This window comes from Vibrio kasasachensis (genome assembly GCF_050337565.1).
GTDB lineage: Bacteria > Pseudomonadota > Gammaproteobacteria > Enterobacterales > Vibrionaceae > Vibrio > Vibrio kasasachensis.
This window is the reverse complement of sequence record NZ_JAKJTB010000010.1, coordinates 37343-53193: the sequence shown is the minus strand read 5'-3', so window position 1 is coordinate 53193 and position 15851 is coordinate 37343. Positions and strand designations below refer to the sequence as shown.

Here is a 15851-nt window from a genome sequence, read left to right as displayed (position 1 = left end):
TATTTTCACATAGTTAACTAGATTAAAATATCATTTAAAATCCAAAAACAGGATATGTAACTTATGCTTTCGGTGTGTGGTTATATAAATGTTCTTTTTGGGGTAGATCGCTGATCAAAATGGATTAAGCAGAAGATCTTATGAAGATCATATTGGCAGATTGATTGCTTTCTGGTCAATAAAACGATTGCGTCAATGTGAAGTGATGAAGATCAAGGTTGAATACTGGACTGATCGTCAAAATAAGATCGATTGATTTTTTGAGGGATATAAAATGAATGACAACCAATGCCCGCAGTGCCAACAAGAGTTGGATTGGCAAGGTCACTATCACTGTACTTCGTGTATGAAAGATTTTGTTAAGTTAGGTTTTTGCCCAGAATGCCAAGCCGAGTTAGAGAAACTTCAAGCTTGTGGGGCGGCGAATTACTTTTGTAATAGTTGCAACGAACTAAAATCGAAATCGCGTATTCGCTTTGAGTGGGTATTGAAGCAACAAGATTAGTTGACGGTAGAGCGGAGTTCGCCATCTGCCAAACGGGTGATCAATGTATCGCCCTTTTTTACGTCTTGAGTGGAGTGAACCACACCACCTTGTTCGGTTTGCGTAATTGAATAGCCCCGTTTAAGAGTGGCTAAAGGGCTGACGGTATCCAGTTTTTCAGCCGCAAGCGCTAACTGATGACGAGATTTGAGCAGCTTTCTATCCATAGCATCCAGCAATTTTTGTTCAGCACGCGCCAAACTGGCTTGTTGGGCACTTAATCGCCTTGCGGGTGAATGGATCTGAATACGATGCAGTTGTCGTTCGAGCTTTTGTTGGTGCTGAGTGACGAATTTTTGCATGGCACGCTTTAGCCGGCCATCTAATTCATCCAGCTGTTGGCTTTGGCGTTGTAGTTGCTGATTTGGATGCTGCTTCTCAAGCCGGTGCTGAAGTTGACGTAAAGCCTGTTTTTGCTCGGTAAAATAGTAACGAAGAGCGGAAAATAGCTTTTGCTCGTGCGCAGCTAACCCTTGTGTCTTATGACTATTGTCGCGACTTACGAGTTCAGCCGCCGCCGATGGGGTGGGCGCGCGCATATCTGCGACAAAATCCGCGATGGTAACATCGATCTCATGCCCAACAGCACTGATAATCGGGATCTGACTAGATGCAATAGTGCGAGCCAAGATCTCGTTGTTAAAGCACCAGAGGTCTTCCAATGAACCACCACCACGACCGACAATCAGCACATCACACTCATTACGGCTATTGGCACAACCGATCGCTTGAGCGATTTGAATCGCAGCACCTTCACCTTGCACCATGGTTGGATAGACAATCACGGGTAGCGAAGGGTCACGGCGTTTAAGCACATCAAGAATATCAAACAGTGCTGCGCCAGTTTTAGATGTCACCACACCGACACATTTAGGATGCTCTGGCAGAAGTTGTTTGCTGGTTTGAGCAAATAGTCCTTCCGCAGCAAGCTTCATCTTAAGCTCGTCGAATTGCTGTTGCAGTCGACCATCACCTTCAGGTTGCATGCTTTCAATGATCAACTGATAGTCACCACGTGGCTCATACAGAGACAGGCGTGCTTTAACTAACACTTGGTTGCCATTGGTAGGCTTGAAGGAAACATGACGATTGTTACCACGGAACATGGCACATTTGACTTGAGCGCGAGCGTCTTTAAGCGTGAAGTACCAGTGACCAGAGACAGGTGCAGAGAAGTTAGATATTTCACCAATTAACCAAACAATCCCCATTTCATTCTCAAGCAAAAGGCGAACTTCTGCGTTAAGTCTAGAAACTGTAAAGATATTTTGATTGGTCAGAGATGACACAGCTAATCTCGTGGGCATGATTATGGAAATTAGCGGCAATATAATACATAGCAAGGGGTTGAATGCAAGAAAAAAATTTTAAATATTTGTGGTCAAGTGTTGCTCTTCACCGTATACTCCCTCCGCAATATCTAATCCAAATGCAGCAAAGTTAACGAAACTTGCGGCACTCATTATGCGAAACGATGAGGTTGGATTTCCTTTTTTACCTTTCTATTGAGAGATATTGCAAATGCTAAGAATTGCCAAAGAAGCGCTGACATTCGATGACGTACTACTTGTGCCAGCTCACTCCACTGTTCTCCCAAACACAGCTGATCTTCGCACTCAGCTGACGAAAAACATTTCTTTGAACATCCCTATGATGTCTGCGTCTATGGACACAGTGACCGAAGCTCGTTTGGCTATCGCACTGGCTCAAGAAGGCGGCATCGGTTTTATCCACAAGAATATGTCTATCGAACAGCAAGCAGAGATGGTTCACCAAGTGAAAATCTTTGAAGCTGGTGTTGTGACCAATCCAGTAACCGTTCACCCTCATGCGACCATCGCAGATGTGGTTGAATTGACCAAAAAACACGGTTTCGCAGGTTTTCCTGTTGTCGCTGAAAACAACGAGCTTGTTGGTATCATTACTGGTCGCGACGTTCGATTTGTGACTGATTTAAATAAGAAAGTCTCCGACGTTATGACGTCTAAAGAGCGCTTAGCCTCAGTTAAAGAAGGTGCATGTCGCGAAGAAGTGCAAGAAAAAATGCACAAAGCTCGTGTCGAAAAAGTACTGGTTGTGAATGATGAATTCCAACTAACCGGTATGATCACCGCAAAAGACTTCCATAAAGCGGAAACCAAACCAAACGCATGTAAAGATGCGCAGGGGCGTCTACGTGTAGGTGCTGCAGTTGGTGCGGGTGGCGGTAATGAAGAGCGTGTTAAAGCATTGGTTGAAGCTGGTGTTGACGTACTACTTATCGATTCTTCACACGGTCACTCTGAAGGTGTTCTAAACCGTATCCGCGAAACTCGTGCTGCTTTCCCTGACCTAGATATCGTGGGTGGTAACGTTGCTACTGGCGCAGGCGCAAAAGCGTTGATCGAAGCTGGTGTAAGTGCAGTAAAAGTAGGAATCGGCCCTGGTTCTATCTGTACTACACGTATCGTAACTGGTGTGGGTGTACCACAAGTTACCGCGATTGCAGATGCCGCTGAAGTTGCAAACGAATACGGTATTCCAGTTATTGCTGATGGTGGTATTCGTTTCTCCGGCGATATTTGTAAAGCAATCGCGGCAGGTGCATCTTGTGTGATGGTTGGTTCAATGTTCGCTGGTACTGAAGAAGCACCGGGTGAAGTGATTCTTTACAACGGCCGCTCTTACAAGTCTTACCGTGGCATGGGTTCACTAGGCGCAATGTCTCAAGGTTCTTCTGACCGTTACTTCCAATCTGATAATGCAGCAGACAAGCTGGTACCAGAAGGTATTGAAGGTCGCATCGCATACAAAGGTCTTCTAAAAGAGATCGTTCACCAACAAATGGGTGGTCTTCGTTCAAGCATGGGTCTAACTGGCTCAGCGACAATTGAAGATATGCGTACTAAAGCTGAATTCGTTCGTATCTCAGGTGCAGGTATGAAAGAGTCTCACGTACACGACGTTCAAATCACTAAGGAAGCGCCAAACTATCGTCTTGGTTAATCTTTTTTTGGTAAAAGAACCTCGACGTAAACGTTTGCTTTTTTCCTTGAAGCATTGATAAGAGGCGGGTAAACTCGCCTCGTTTTCATAACCTAGCTTATAAGACTGCCCAAAATGACTAAAAATATTCATGACCAACGTATTCTGATCTTGGACTTCGGTTCTCAATACACTCAGCTAGTTGCACGCCGTGTTCGTGAAATCGGTGTTTACTGCGAACTATGGAGCTGGGATGTAGAAGAATCGGATATTCGTGAATTCAACCCAGACGGTATTATCCTATCTGGTGGCCCGGAAAGTGTAACGGAAGATAATTCTCCTCGCGCTCCTCAATACGTATTTGACTCTGGCGTACCAGTACTAGGTGTATGTTACGGCATGCAAACTATGGCTGAACAGCTAGGTGGTAAAGTAGCTGGCTCAACTGAACGTGAATTTGGCTATGCACAAGTTAAAGTTTCTGGCGAGTCTGCAATCTTTAAAGATCTTGAACTTACTCAAGATGTTTGGATGAGCCACGGCGATAAAGTTGTAGAAATCCCTGCCGACTTCGTAAAGGTTGGCGAGACAGAGACTTGCCCTTACGCTGCTATGGCGAACGAAGAAAAGAAATACTACGGTGTTCAGTTCCACCCAGAAGTAACACATACTAAAGGCGGCCAACAAATGCTTGAGAACTTTGTTCTTGGCGTATGTGGTTGTGAGCGTCTTTGGACCTCTGAATCAATCATTGAAGATGCGGTTGCTCGTATTAAAGAGCAAGTGGGCGACGATGAAGTGATCTTAGGTCTTTCTGGTGGTGTAGATTCATCGGTAGTAGCGATGCTAGCACATCGTGCGATTGGCGATAAATTGACCTGTGTTTTTGTTGATAATGGCTTACTTCGTTTAAACGAAGCGCAACAAGTGATGGAGATGTTTGGTGATCAGTTTGGTCTAAACATCATTAAAGTGGATGCAGAAAATCGCTTCCTTGATGCACTTAAAGGCGAGTCAGATCCAGAAACTAAACGTAAGATCATTGGTCATGTGTTTGTCGATATTTTTGATGAAGAATCAAAGAAACTGACTAACGCGAAATGGTTGGCACAAGGTACGATTTATCCAGATGTTATCGAATCAGCGGCATCAAAAACGGGTAAAGCGCATGTAATCAAATCTCACCATAACGTTGGCGGTTTGCCAGACGATATGGAAATGGGCTTGGTTGAACCATTACGTGAATTGTTTAAAGATGAAGTGCGTAAGATTGGTTTAGAACTCGGTCTACCTTATAACATGTTATACCGCCACCCATTCCCTGGACCTGGTCTTGGTGTTCGTGTTCTTGGTGAAGTGAAGAAAGAGTACTGTGACTTGCTACGTCGTGCTGACGCTATCTTCATTGAAGAGCTACATGCTGCGGACTTATACAATAAAGTCTCTCAAGCCTTCACTGTATTCCTGCCAGTTCGTTCTGTAGGCGTAATGGGTGATGGTCGTAAATACGATTGGGTTGTATCGCTGCGTGCGGTAGAAACAATTGACTTTATGACAGCACATTGGGCTCACCTACCATATGACTTCCTAGGTAAGGTTTCTAACCGTATCATTAACGAAGTCGAAGGTATTTCTCGCGTTGTATACGATATCTCTGGTAAGCCACCAGCGACTATTGAGTGGGAATAATTATCTCCGGGTAATGTAGATTATTGAGACCAGCCTTCGGGCTGGTTTTTTTGTGTCTAAATTTCCTTATCGCGATTCATACTTTCTGTTTTTGGATTGGAATGGTTATCAAAAGACAAGCTTAAAAGTGATGTTTATCAATATAAAACCCTTTTAAATTGGCCGCAAATTAAAAGGTTTTTTTGTTTTTATTACAATAGAAGCATATTGCTCTTCTAGGATTCTTTTGGACGTTTAACACAGAGGACTCCAAAAATGAAAACGATCACAGGTGCTATGGCTGCACTAACGTTGGTGGGTGCACCGGCCGTTTTAGCGAGCATGAACATTCAACCTGATCCATTAAATCCGACCGGATATGTGGTGGCTCGTGGTGATATCGAAGCGATAGAGGCAAGTAAAACGAGTAATCCGATGTATGCGATTTGGTCAAAAGCACTAGCGACGGAAAGTAATCTTATCGTCGATGCGATTGAGCCCGGATTGGCAAGCAACCCTGATAATGTAAAACGCGCGGAGCGTGTTTTTCCACTCGCAGAGTGGGATTATCTTACTCACATGGCAGCCCCCGAATACAGTTATCAAAAGTTTTTGCAAGCCATTGGCAAGTTCCCCGCATTTTGTGCTGAATATACCGATGGGCGCGATTCAGATGCCATCTGTAAAAAATCCATTGTTACGGCATTTGCCCATTTTGCTCAGGAAACAGGCGGTCACATAGCCAAAGATAATTATTGGGATAATCCTCTAGGATTAGAAGAGTGGCAGCAAGGTTTAGTGCACGTGCGTGAAATGGGGTGGTCTGAAGGGCAAGAAGGGTACACGACGGGCTGTGGTCAAAATGATTGGCAAAACAGAAAATGGCCGTGCTCGCCTGGGCAAGGATATTTTGGGCGTGGTGCTAAACAGCTGTCTTACCATTTTAATTACGGTGCGTTTTCAGAAGTGATGTACGGTGGTGACGCAACGGCGTTACTAAATAACCCAGCTCTGGTTGCAGATACATGGTTGAATTTGGCTTCGGCTATTTGGTTTTTCTTAACACCCCAGGCTCCGAAACCTGCGATGCTGCACGTGATAGATAGAACATGGGCACCCTCACAGCGAGAGATCGATGCTGGTATAGGTTACGGTTTTGGCACCACGATCAATATCATCAATGGTGGTATTGAGTGCGGTGAGCAGAATAAAAATAAAGGGCAGCCTGTTAATCGTATTAAATATTGGGAAGGGCTCTCTGCGCATTATCAAATACCGATTGAAGCTGACGAAGTGAACACTTGTTGGCAGCAAACACCGTATGGCAGCATTAACCTTGAAGGAGCAACCGATGTGCTTTACTCCAACTGGGAAGGCAATTGGACGTATTTTGCAGATCGTCCAGAAGGATATTCTTTTGAGTGTCAGCTTGTCGGTTATCAAACGGCATATTCTGCTTTAGTAAAAGGTGATTATGAGAAATGTGTGACTAATTTCTATCAATCGCATACGAGTTGGCCTGAAGTGCGTGTGGTTGATAAGCTTGATCCGTTACCAGTGGATCCGCCAGGTGGAGCACCTGCTTGGGATGCCAATAATGTTTATCAAGGTGGTGATCAAGTAAGCCATCAAAATGCACTTTATGAAGCGAAGTGGTGGTCACAAGGTGATGAGCCGGGTAAAGGCGATCCTTGGTTGTTTATCTCCGTATTGCCAACGCCCTAATTTTGCGAAACAGTAAATTGGTATAAATGGCGAATTATTGCCCACTTTTAAGTGATAAATATTTAAATATGGGCTTTATTTGTTGTATGAATAAGGTTTAACTTAATTATGTAAGGGTATTAGGCTGGTTCTTATTTGTGCAATCTAAGTTTTCATTGCTAGCTTCTTGTGTTTGTTCCGGCGTACATTAAAATTCGCGCGTAATTTTTATAAACATTTTTGAAAGGTATGCGCCAATGTCGACTAAACTGGCTAACCCAGCCCCACTAGGCCTAATGGGTTTCGGTATGACAACTATCCTGCTTAATATCCACAATGCAGGTTTTTTCCCAATTGATTCTATGATTCTATCTATGGGCATCTTTTACGGTGGTTTAGGTCAAGTTCTTGTAGGCATGATGTGCTTTAAACGTGGTGATACGTTTGGTACGACTGCATTCACTTCTTACGGTCTATTCTGGCTAACTCTAGTTGGTTTACTTGTTATGCCTGAAATGGGTCTAGCGTCGGCAAGCCCACACGGCTTCATGGGTTGGTACCTAACTCTTTGGGGTATCTTCACTGGCTTCATGTTTGTTGGTTCACTTTGCTACCCACTAGCTAAGCAAGTAATCTTCGGCTCGCTTACGATTCTATTCTTCCTACTTGCTGCACGTGATTTCACTGGTAGCACAGTAATCGGTACTATCGCTGGTATCGAAGGCATCTTCGTTGGTGCAAGCGCGATTTACTTTGCTATGGCACAAGTACTAAACGCTGAATACGGTCGTGTTGTTTTACCAGTTGGTCCAGTACGTGTACACCGTGTTGCGGCGGCAGAGCAAGTTGCGGCATAATCGTTCGCACTAGTTACAAGCTTTATTATTGAGAAGAGGGTTAGCCATTAGCTAATCCTCTTTTTTTATTTGTCGCTTTTGTATTTTCATGCCAGTCCTCACAACCAAAGTTCTTAAACGTATTTACCGACGTAGAACAAGAGGGGAGTGCTTTTAATTAGGTAAGGGTCGCGTCTTAATATCCTCTGCATAGCATCCAGCTGAAAGAGTGGTAAGTTTTGCTCAGCAATCAACTTATCATGAGGATTCAATGAGAATTCAAGAGGCATCTATTCAAACTGGTTTGAGTCTGCATACGCTGAGGTATTACGAGAAACAGGGCTTGATTTACCCGGTTCCTAGAGATGAGTCGGGTCATCGATTTTATCGTAAACAAGATATCCACTGGCTTCATTTTGTTCTGTGTTTAAAGATGACTGGTATGCCGTTAAAGGATATACGAGCATACGCAGCCATAATGGAATCAGAGGAAAAGCAAACAGATTTTCTATTGGATATTTTGCAGCAGCATAAACAAAGACTGCAACAAAATCGGCTAGAGATTGATGAGTGCTTAGGACACATCAACTGGAAGATAGAACACTATACGACGCTAGTGTGAAACTGTAGAACGGGGTATATATACCCAAGTAACCTCAAGATGCTTAGTTCAGCGAGAGTTGCTGGGTTTGCAGGCAAGGCATCGATTTGAAAATCTAGTCGCTCTAAATTAAGAATTAATAACCTAGTCTGCGAACCCAACAAACTCGCCCTTCGGGAGCCTGTCACTGGAACCATCTTTTCGTCAAACAACTAGGAAATAGATGGCTATTCCACGTCGTTGTTTTCCTTGAAATGGAGCCAGTGACAAGGCTCTGAATCCTGCCTCTTGAAGTCACTTGGGTATACCCCGTTTTGTTATTATGAATGGCGGAAATTATCGATTTGTTTTAACTCATCGCTTGAGAGTATGACCTCTGCTGCAGGCAAGAGCTCTTTCAATTGTAAACTTGTCCGTGCTCCGATAATTGTTCCGGTAGTTGCAGGGTGCGCTAAGGTCCAAGCAATACTTAATTGGGCAACAGTGCATTGTTTTTTGTCAGCCAGCTCTTTAAGGAAATCGACAAATTTTATACGTTGGCTAAACGCAGGCTCCTGAAACTGTGCGCTCTTTCTTCGCCAATCTTGAGCGTCTAAATGATGAAGACGATGATGATCCCAAGTGCCAGTGAGTAAACCATGCGACATCGCTGAATGATGTATTGTACCGACTTGATTGTTCAGGCACCAAGGAAGCACATCTTGCTCTATTTCTCTGTTTATCAATGAGTAAGGAGGCTGCAAAGAGGTGATTGGCGTAATGCTATTGACGCGCTCTAGTTGTGCAACGGAAAAGTTTGAAACACCAATATGGCGAACTTTCCCTTCTTTTTTTAGCCGTGAGAGTGTTTCCCAAGCTTGCTCAAGCAAATGGTCTTGGTTTGGTTTGTGAATCTGATAGAGATCGATACAGTCAACATTTAGCCGAGCTAAGCTCAGTTCAATCTCTTCTCTGATCGAATCACTGCTTAAATCAGAGAGTAGCTCTGATTCGCCTTCATTCCAACGAAATCCACACTTGGTAAAGATATAAGGGCGATGGCTAGATTGCTTCAGTGCTTTAGCAATCACTCGTTCTGAATTGCCTAAACCATAAGCGGGTGCGGTGTCTATCCAGTTAATGCCGTTGTCTAATGCGGCGTGAATGGTATTGATGGAGTCTTGTATACTTTGTTCTCCCCATCCCCAATCGCCAATATTGCCACCAATCGCCCAGCTACCAAGCCCTAAAACTGAAATATCTAGATCTGATTTGCCTAGTATACGTTTCTGCATTATTGAATCCTTAATTGTCATAAAAGCTGAATGCTTGGTAGGAAACGTAAAGGTTAGAGCATGGTCTAACTCAATGTTAGATTTCAAGAAAGGTTAGATCACTCGCAATATTGCGAGTGATGAGTAATGCTAGGCTTAAAAAGAAAGGGGCTAACCATTTGGTTAACCCCTTTTAACTTACAGTAATACCACTGCTTTTCTTATAATGAAGTGTTGTTTACCACTTCTACGTCAATATCGTTATCATTCGCTTTTTTAGGATCACCGGATTCACGACGATATCTCTCTTCCCAGTAGTCTGCGCCTTTAATTCCAAGCTTCACGGGGTTAAAGGTGTACACTTTTACGCCTCGTTTTTGTTGCTCTTCGTAGTCATTTAGCGCTTTAATTGCTGGTTTAGAAAGGAAGAATATAATCAAAATACCAACGATATTTAGCCACGCCATTAAGCCCACGCCAACATCACCCATTGCCCACGCTAAGTTGGCTGTCTTTACCGTTCCGTAAAATACCGCAGAGATAAGTACAAGCTTGAGAATGAACATTAGACCGCTAATTTTAAAAGTACGACGAATGTAGGCAATGTTGGTCTCAGCAATGTAGTAGTACGCCAAAATAGTGGTGAAAGCGAAGAAGAACAATGCCACCGCAATAAATGGCTTACCAATGCCCGGTAGAGCACTTTCAATCGCTAACTGAGTAAATATAGGTCCGTTGGCACTGATGCTTTCGGAAAGATTTTGTACTAAGAACGCTCCTTCACCGCCGCCATGAACATTATATGCACCCGTAATAAGGATCATAAACGCCGTTGCCGAACAAACCAGCAGCGTATCGATATAGATGGAAAATGATTGAACTAAGCCTTGTTGTGCCGGGTGATCAACATTCGCTGCTGCCGCTGCGTGCGGTCCTGTCCCTTGCCCAGCTTCGTTTGAGTAAACTCCACGCTTAACGCCCCAACCAATAGCAGCACCAAAGCCAGCCATAGGTGTAAAGGCATCATTGAGGATCATGGCAAAGATAGTTGGGACAGCGTTGATGTTAAGCAAGATGATGATAAATGCCGTGACGATGTACGCCAGTGCCATAAAGGGAACAACAACCTGAGTAAAATGGGCGATACGCTTAACACCACCGAAGATGATGAACGCAAGGATGATAGAGACAACGGTGCCAGTAAAGATTTTAGCAAAACTGAATGTACCGATAGCCGTTTCAATCATCTCGCCTGAGCCAAATGCAGCTTCAACGGCGTTACCAATACTATTTGATTGAACACCCGGCAGTAAAACACCACAAGCAAAAATAGTCGCAATGGCAAAGATCCATGCATACCATTTTTGACCCATCGCTTTTTCAATGTAGTAAGCAGGTCCACCACGGAATTGACCTTCATCTTCTTCTTTGTAGATTTGCGCTAGTGTCGATTCAGCATAAGCCGTCGCTGCGCCAAAAAATGCAACCGTCCACATCCAAAATACAGCACCAGGACCACCGAATCCTATGGCTGCTGCAACACCGGCAATGTTACCGGTACCAACACGACCAGAAAGTGAAACTGCAAGAGCTTGGAAAGAGGAGATACCTTTTTCAGAGCTTTTTCCTGATAAGAGCAGTCGCCACATTTCGAAAAAATGACGGATTTGAACAAAACGTGTAATGACTGAATAAAATAAGCCTGCGCCAAGGCATAGATAAATCAGCACGGGGCTCCAAATGATTCCATTCAGAAAATCAACTAAAGACTGCATAAGCATTTTCCCTGTTAGTGATGGTAGTGATAGTGATGTTGTGTTTATTGTGTGCTCGAATATTAACCTTTATGTAGCATGATTGTTAAATAAATTGTTTTGTTGATGTGATCTCTGTGATGTTGAGCTCGTAACTCTGTATAGGTGAATATGCGCAGAATGTAGTATGGGATATTGATACTTTTATAGAATTTAGGGGAATAAAGATATTTTAATATTGGAGTAAATTGTTGTGCGTAGGTGAAAATTTATCTGTTTTTTATGCTTAAAATAAAACCATCCGTAAAATAAGCATCTGAAGTGCTTTACTAAGTTACAACCGACATAGCGTTTTCATAAAGTAATAGTCAACGTGCCGTTTTTGTGTCTTATATCGCTAGTCCTACGGTGAAAAATTAGGCATTCTAGGTGACGGAAAATAAAAACATCATGGATGAATTATGAAAGACGAAACCTTAGCGATTCATTTCGGTTACGAAACCGACCCTACAACGAAATCAGCGGCAACCCCTATCTACCAAACGGTAGCCTATGAGTTTGATAGCGCTCAGCATGGCGCAGATCTGTTTAACCTCGAAGTTCCCGGCAATATCTACTCCCGTATAATGAACCCGACTAACGATGTGTTGGAAAAGCGCATGGCTGCTCTAGAAGGGGGAATTGCTGGATTAGTCGTGAGTGCGGGAAGTGCGGCAATTAATTATGCCATTCTTACCTTAGCCGAGGCGGGGGACAATATTGTTTCAACGCCACAGCTATACGGCGGCACCTACACATTATTTGCACATATGTTACCTAAGCAAGGTATTGAAGTTCGCTTTGCTAAGGACGATAAACCAGAAAGCTTGGCAGAATTGATTGATGAGAATACCAAAGGGGTGTATTGCGAAAGCATTGGTAACCCTGCTGGTAATATTATCGATCTGGAACGTGTCGCTGAACTTGCGCACGCCCAAGGTGTGCCAGTTATTGTGGACAACACAGTCGCGACACCAGCATTGTGTAAACCGATTGAATTTGGTGCCGACATCGTTGTGCATTCCTTGACTAAGTATGTTGGTGGGCATGGTACAACCTTGGGTGGTGTGATCGTCGATTCGGGTAAGTTCCCGTGGGCTGAACATAAAGACCGCTTCCCTGTTTTTAACCAACCAGAACCTTCATACCATGGTGTGGTATATACCGAAGCCTTTGGGGAGGCCGCGTTTATTGGGCGAGCACGTACGGTACCACTGCGTAACACTGGCGCCGCGCTATCACCGATGAATGCCTTTATGTTGATGCAAGGGCTAGAGACGTTGTCGCTACGTATGGAGCGACATACAGAAAATGCATTAAAAGTTGCCGAATACTTAAAGCAGCATGAACAAGTGAGCTGGGTAAGTTATGCCGGTTTGGCTGATTCATCGTTTTATCCGTTGGCTGAGAAATACATGCAAGGTAAGCCTTCAGCGATTTTGTCGTTTGGCTTAAAAGGTGGCTATGATGCTGGAGTTCGTTTTTATGATGCGCTGCAGATATTTAAGCGCTTAGTGAATATCGGTGATGCGAAATCGCTGGCTTGTCATCCTGCATCAACCACTCACCGTCAGATGAGTGAAACTGAGCAGGCTCAAGCAGGAGTATCACCAGAGATGATTCGTCTGTCTGTGGGCATTGAACATATTGACGATATTTTGCAAGATTTACACCAAGCACTGCAAGCGTAAGGCTTTCACTGCTCGTTTAATAGTTCGACATTTCTAGGCGTCCAATCGGGCGCCTTTATTTTAATTTACTTCGTTCTTACTAACACTGAACCTAATTTTGAGTTTTTGGCTTATGATGATCTATACCCAATTAACTTGAAGGTGCAGGTAGGCGGCAAGTAAGAAAGTCCCCTGAGCATAGGTGAACTATGTGATTGGGGTGCACGAACACAGCCAACACCGCTGCAACTTCAAGTATGACGGGTATAAACGCGTTCAATACATCGCGATCTTTAGATATACAAGGGCAAAATGATGGCTGGATTAAGTTTATTAACGCTTTTAGATGATATTGCCTCAGTGCTTGATGATGTCGCACTGATGTCAAAAGTCGCGGCTAAAAAGACAGCTGGTGTGCTGGGGGATGATTTAGCACTCAATGCTCAACAGGTATCCGGGGTGCGCGCCGAGCGTGAAATCCCTGTAGTTTGGGGTGTAGCAAAAGGCTCATTTAAGAATAAGTTGATTTTGGTTCCCGCCGCTTTACTGATCAGTTCTGTTGCGCCTTGGTTGATTACACCGCTGTTGTTGATTGGTGGTTTATTTTTGTGTTTTGAAGGTGCTGAGAAAATTCATGAAAAGTTTTTTCATCACCATTCGGCTAATGATGCTTCGAGGAGTAATGACACTAAAACCCAGAGTGCTCAAAAAGTGGAGCAATCGTCAGACGATCTATCAGATTACGAACAAAGAAAAATCAAGGGTGCGATTCGTACCGATTTTATTCTTTCTGCTGAAATCATTGTGATTGCTTTGGGTACTGTGCAGGGACATCCATTTATTACTCAAGTCTTGGTGATGAGCTTAATTGCTATTTTGATGACGATTGGGGTTTATGGTTTGGTGGCTGGCATAGTCAAAATGGATGATTTAGGTTTTTATCTACAGCGTAGAAGCGAAGGTAAAGGAGCGTTGGGTTCGATTGGCAATGGCTTGGTCGCCACTGCGCCTAAATTAATGAAGCTGCTGACGGTTGTGGGCACTATCGCCATGTTTTTAGTCGGTGGGGGCATCGTAGTTCATAGCTTGCCATTTATTCATCATGCCTTAGATAGTACGGTTAGTTTACTACCGGTTATTCCGTATGTGTCTGCTACTTACGCTACGGTTGGCAATGGTGTTATTGGTCTGGTCAGTGGTTTTATTCTTTTGGGTGTCATCAACCTTTATCAAGCAATTAGATCATGATGCTCCTAAAGCCACCTGTATTCACAAAAGTGGGAAGTCATTTCTATTGCAATGGCGCTCTTTACTATTCGACGATGCTATAACCCTTAGAGCGTAATTCGCTAGCAAAGTTGGCTTTGCTTTCCGCTTCGCCATGAATGAGGTGGATGACCTTGGGTTTGTGCGTAATACCCTCAACAAAATGCAGTAGATCCGCTTTATCTGCATGGGCTGAATAGCCTGACATAGTATGAATTTGTGCCTTTACCTCAATCTCCTCATTGTCGATCTCGACTTGCATGTCCCCGTTTTGGATAGCTCTGCCCAACGTACCTTGTGCTTGATAACCTGCCAGTAATATATCTGTTCTCTCATCAGGCAATAATGCTTTTAAATAATCCATAATTCGTCCACCTTGGCACATACCAGAGGCTGCGACTACGATGGCTGGTTCCCCTGTGGATTTTAGCCGATTAACCAGCCGCAAATGGGAACGATGATCGTCGACTGTTATGCACTGCTCAAATGCCAATGGATGCCGATGTTCCGCAAGCCTCTGTTTGGCTTCTTGCCCCCAAAGTATCTTAAAGCGGCGATAAGATTCCGTGACTTTTTGTGCCATAGGAGAATCTAAAATTATCGGTAAATTGGCATTAATCTGCTGCTGGTAAATTAGCTGTTCAATATCAAATAAGAGTTCTTGGGTTCTACCGACACTAAAGGCAGGTATTAAGATGGCTCCTCCATCAGCAAGAGATCGATCAATAATGGTTCTTAATCGCTGACCACGAGTTTGAATTTCCTCATGCAGTTTATTGCCGTAAGTGGTTTCAATCAGTAAGTAGTCAGCACGTTCGGGTGAGATAGGGTCGGGGAGCAATGGCGTATTAGCAGGGCCAAGATCACCAGAAAAGACCACAATCTCATCGTTGGCGAGTTGCACTTCAACATAAGCAGAACCGAGGATGTGTCCGGCGTGTTGGAAGCGGGCTTTTAGTGGCGTTCCTGTTTTTGATGGCAGAGTAAACCATTGATTGTAAGCTTGTGGGCGCAGCAAGCAATCGATTTGATTAAGCACATATTGCACTTCTTTATTGGATAGCCCAAGTTGCAATTTTAAGCCATCCTCAAGCATTAATGGTACCAGCTCCGCTGTGGCTTGTGTACAGAAAATGGGCTGATTAAAACCGTTACCGACTAGCCATGGCACACGACCAATATGATCAATATGGGCATGAGTTAACACAAGCGCAGTAAGATGCTCGGTTTCAAAGTCTATTTCGAGCGGGCGTTCATCAGCGCCTTGAAACAAACCGCAGTCAATGAGGATTGATTGCCCATCAACTTGAAGCTCATGGCATGAGCCAGTGACGGTATGTTTACCCCCATGATGTATTAATTTCATGTTGTGCTTCCTTGTCTACGGACTCGCCTTATAGACATACATTACTCAACTGTTTAAAAAGTAACTGTGAGGGAGCATTTGTTCTTAACCAGTGAGAGAATAAAAACGTATTAGAAATATGAACCTATCATCTATTTGATATTGTAAATCTGCCGCTAGTCGATTAACTAGCGGCAGAAGTGGTGA

The 15851-nt window shown here is 43.7% G+C and carries 11 protein-coding genes and 1 pseudogene; 8 read left to right on the top strand and 4 right to left on the bottom strand.

The window, feature by feature from the left end; genetic code table 11:
- Positions 1–274 precede the first annotated feature (274 nt).
- Entirely contained in the window at positions 275–505 is a 231-nt protein-coding gene (locus tag L4C38_RS05155; RefSeq protein ID WP_428796473.1) for a zinc ribbon domain-containing protein, read from the top strand.
- Here L4C38_RS05155 and xseA read toward each other — a convergent pair.
- Positions 502–1833, bottom strand: a complete 1332-nt coding sequence (xseA, locus tag L4C38_RS05150; protein ID WP_428796472.1) for an exodeoxyribonuclease VII large subunit — start codon at positions 1831–1833, stop codon at positions 502–504. The genes L4C38_RS05155 and xseA overlap by 4 nt on opposite strands.
- Before the next feature lie 232 nt (positions 1834–2065).
- Here xseA and guaB point away from each other — a divergent pair, with 232 nt between their 5' ends.
- The 5 genes and pseudogenes from guaB (at position 2066) to L4C38_RS05125 (ending at position 8338) form a co-directional block, all read left to right on the top strand.
- Positions 2066–3529 carry an IMP dehydrogenase gene (gene guaB / locus L4C38_RS05145; RefSeq protein WP_428796471.1) on the top strand — a complete coding sequence of 488 codons (1464 nt, stop codon included), beginning with the start codon at positions 2066–2068 and terminating at the stop codon, positions 3527–3529.
- A 114-nt stretch (positions 3530–3643) separates the two neighbouring features.
- On the top strand, positions 3644–5197 hold the full coding sequence (guaA, locus tag L4C38_RS05140; RefSeq protein ID WP_428796470.1) for a glutamine-hydrolyzing GMP synthase: 1554 nt from the start codon (positions 3644–3646) through the stop codon (positions 5195–5197).
- A gap of 255 nt (positions 5198–5452) precedes the next feature.
- Positions 5453–6898: pseudogene (locus tag L4C38_RS05135) on the top strand (chitinase); the annotation flags it as partial.
- Between the two features lie 239 nt (positions 6899–7137).
- Entirely contained in the window at positions 7138–7737 is a 600-nt protein-coding gene (locus tag L4C38_RS05130) for an acetate uptake transporter (RefSeq protein ID WP_428796469.1), read from the top strand.
- 250 nt (positions 7738–7987) lie between these two features.
- Positions 7988–8338 (top strand): MerR family transcriptional regulator, encoded by a 351-nt coding sequence (locus tag L4C38_RS05125; protein WP_428796468.1) that lies wholly within the window; start codon positions 7988–7990, stop codon positions 8336–8338.
- 299 nt (positions 8339–8637) lie between these two features.
- On the opposite strand, the gene L4C38_RS05120 is transcribed toward L4C38_RS05125, so the two are convergent.
- Together L4C38_RS05120 and L4C38_RS05115 are read right to left on the bottom strand one after the other, a co-directional pair.
- Positions 8638–9591: an aldo/keto reductase gene (locus L4C38_RS05120; protein ID WP_428796467.1), complete on the bottom strand. Its 954-nt coding sequence runs from the start codon at positions 9589–9591 to the stop codon at positions 8638–8640.
- A 200-nt stretch (positions 9592–9791) separates the two neighbouring features.
- On the bottom strand, positions 9792–11345 hold the full coding sequence (locus tag L4C38_RS05115; RefSeq protein WP_428796466.1) for an alanine/glycine:cation symporter family protein: 1554 nt from the start codon (positions 11343–11345) through the stop codon (positions 9792–9794).
- 440 nt (positions 11346–11785) lie between these two features.
- Between L4C38_RS05115 and L4C38_RS05110 the strand changes: the two genes are divergently transcribed.
- Together L4C38_RS05110 and L4C38_RS05105 are read left to right on the top strand one after the other, a co-directional pair.
- Positions 11786–13054 (top strand): O-acetylhomoserine aminocarboxypropyltransferase/cysteine synthase family protein, encoded by a 1269-nt coding sequence (locus L4C38_RS05110; RefSeq protein ID WP_428796465.1) that lies wholly within the window; start codon positions 11786–11788, stop codon positions 13052–13054.
- 294 nt (positions 13055–13348) lie between these two features.
- Complete coding sequence (locus L4C38_RS05105) at positions 13349–14281, top strand: DUF808 domain-containing protein (RefSeq protein ID WP_428796464.1); 933 nt, start codon at positions 13349–13351, stop codon at positions 14279–14281.
- 64 nt (positions 14282–14345) lie between these two features.
- On the opposite strand, the gene L4C38_RS05100 is transcribed toward L4C38_RS05105, so the two are convergent.
- Positions 14346–15665: an MBL fold metallo-hydrolase RNA specificity domain-containing protein gene (locus L4C38_RS05100; protein ID WP_428796463.1), complete on the bottom strand. Its 1320-nt coding sequence runs from the start codon at positions 15663–15665 to the stop codon at positions 14346–14348.
- Between the last annotated feature and the right edge of the window lie 186 nt (positions 15666–15851).

Coding starts and splice junctions, on each gene's coding strand:
- L4C38_RS05155 (WP_428796473.1), top strand. CDS start 275: ATGAATGACAACCAATGCCCGCAGTGCCAACAAGAGTTGGATTGGCAA.
- guaB (WP_428796471.1), top strand. CDS start 2,066: ATGCTAAGAATTGCCAAAGAAGCGCTGACATTCGATGACGTACTACTT.
- guaA (WP_428796470.1), top strand. CDS start 3,644: ATGACTAAAAATATTCATGACCAACGTATTCTGATCTTGGACTTCGGT.
- L4C38_RS05130 (WP_428796469.1), top strand. CDS start 7,138: ATGTCGACTAAACTGGCTAACCCAGCCCCACTAGGCCTAATGGGTTTC.
- L4C38_RS05125 (WP_428796468.1), top strand. CDS start 7,988: ATGAGAATTCAAGAGGCATCTATTCAAACTGGTTTGAGTCTGCATACG.
- L4C38_RS05120 (WP_428796467.1), bottom strand. CDS start 9,591: ATGCAGAAACGTATACTAGGCAAATCAGATCTAGATATTTCAGTTTTA.
- L4C38_RS05115 (WP_428796466.1), bottom strand. CDS start 11,345: ATGCAGTCTTTAGTTGATTTTCTGAATGGAATCATTTGGAGCCCCGTG.
- L4C38_RS05110 (WP_428796465.1), top strand. CDS start 11,786: ATGAAAGACGAAACCTTAGCGATTCATTTCGGTTACGAAACCGACCCT.
- L4C38_RS05105 (WP_428796464.1), top strand. CDS start 13,349: ATGGCTGGATTAAGTTTATTAACGCTTTTAGATGATATTGCCTCAGTG.
- L4C38_RS05100 (WP_428796463.1), bottom strand. CDS start 15,665: ATGAAATTAATACATCATGGGGGTAAACATACCGTCACTGGCTCATGC.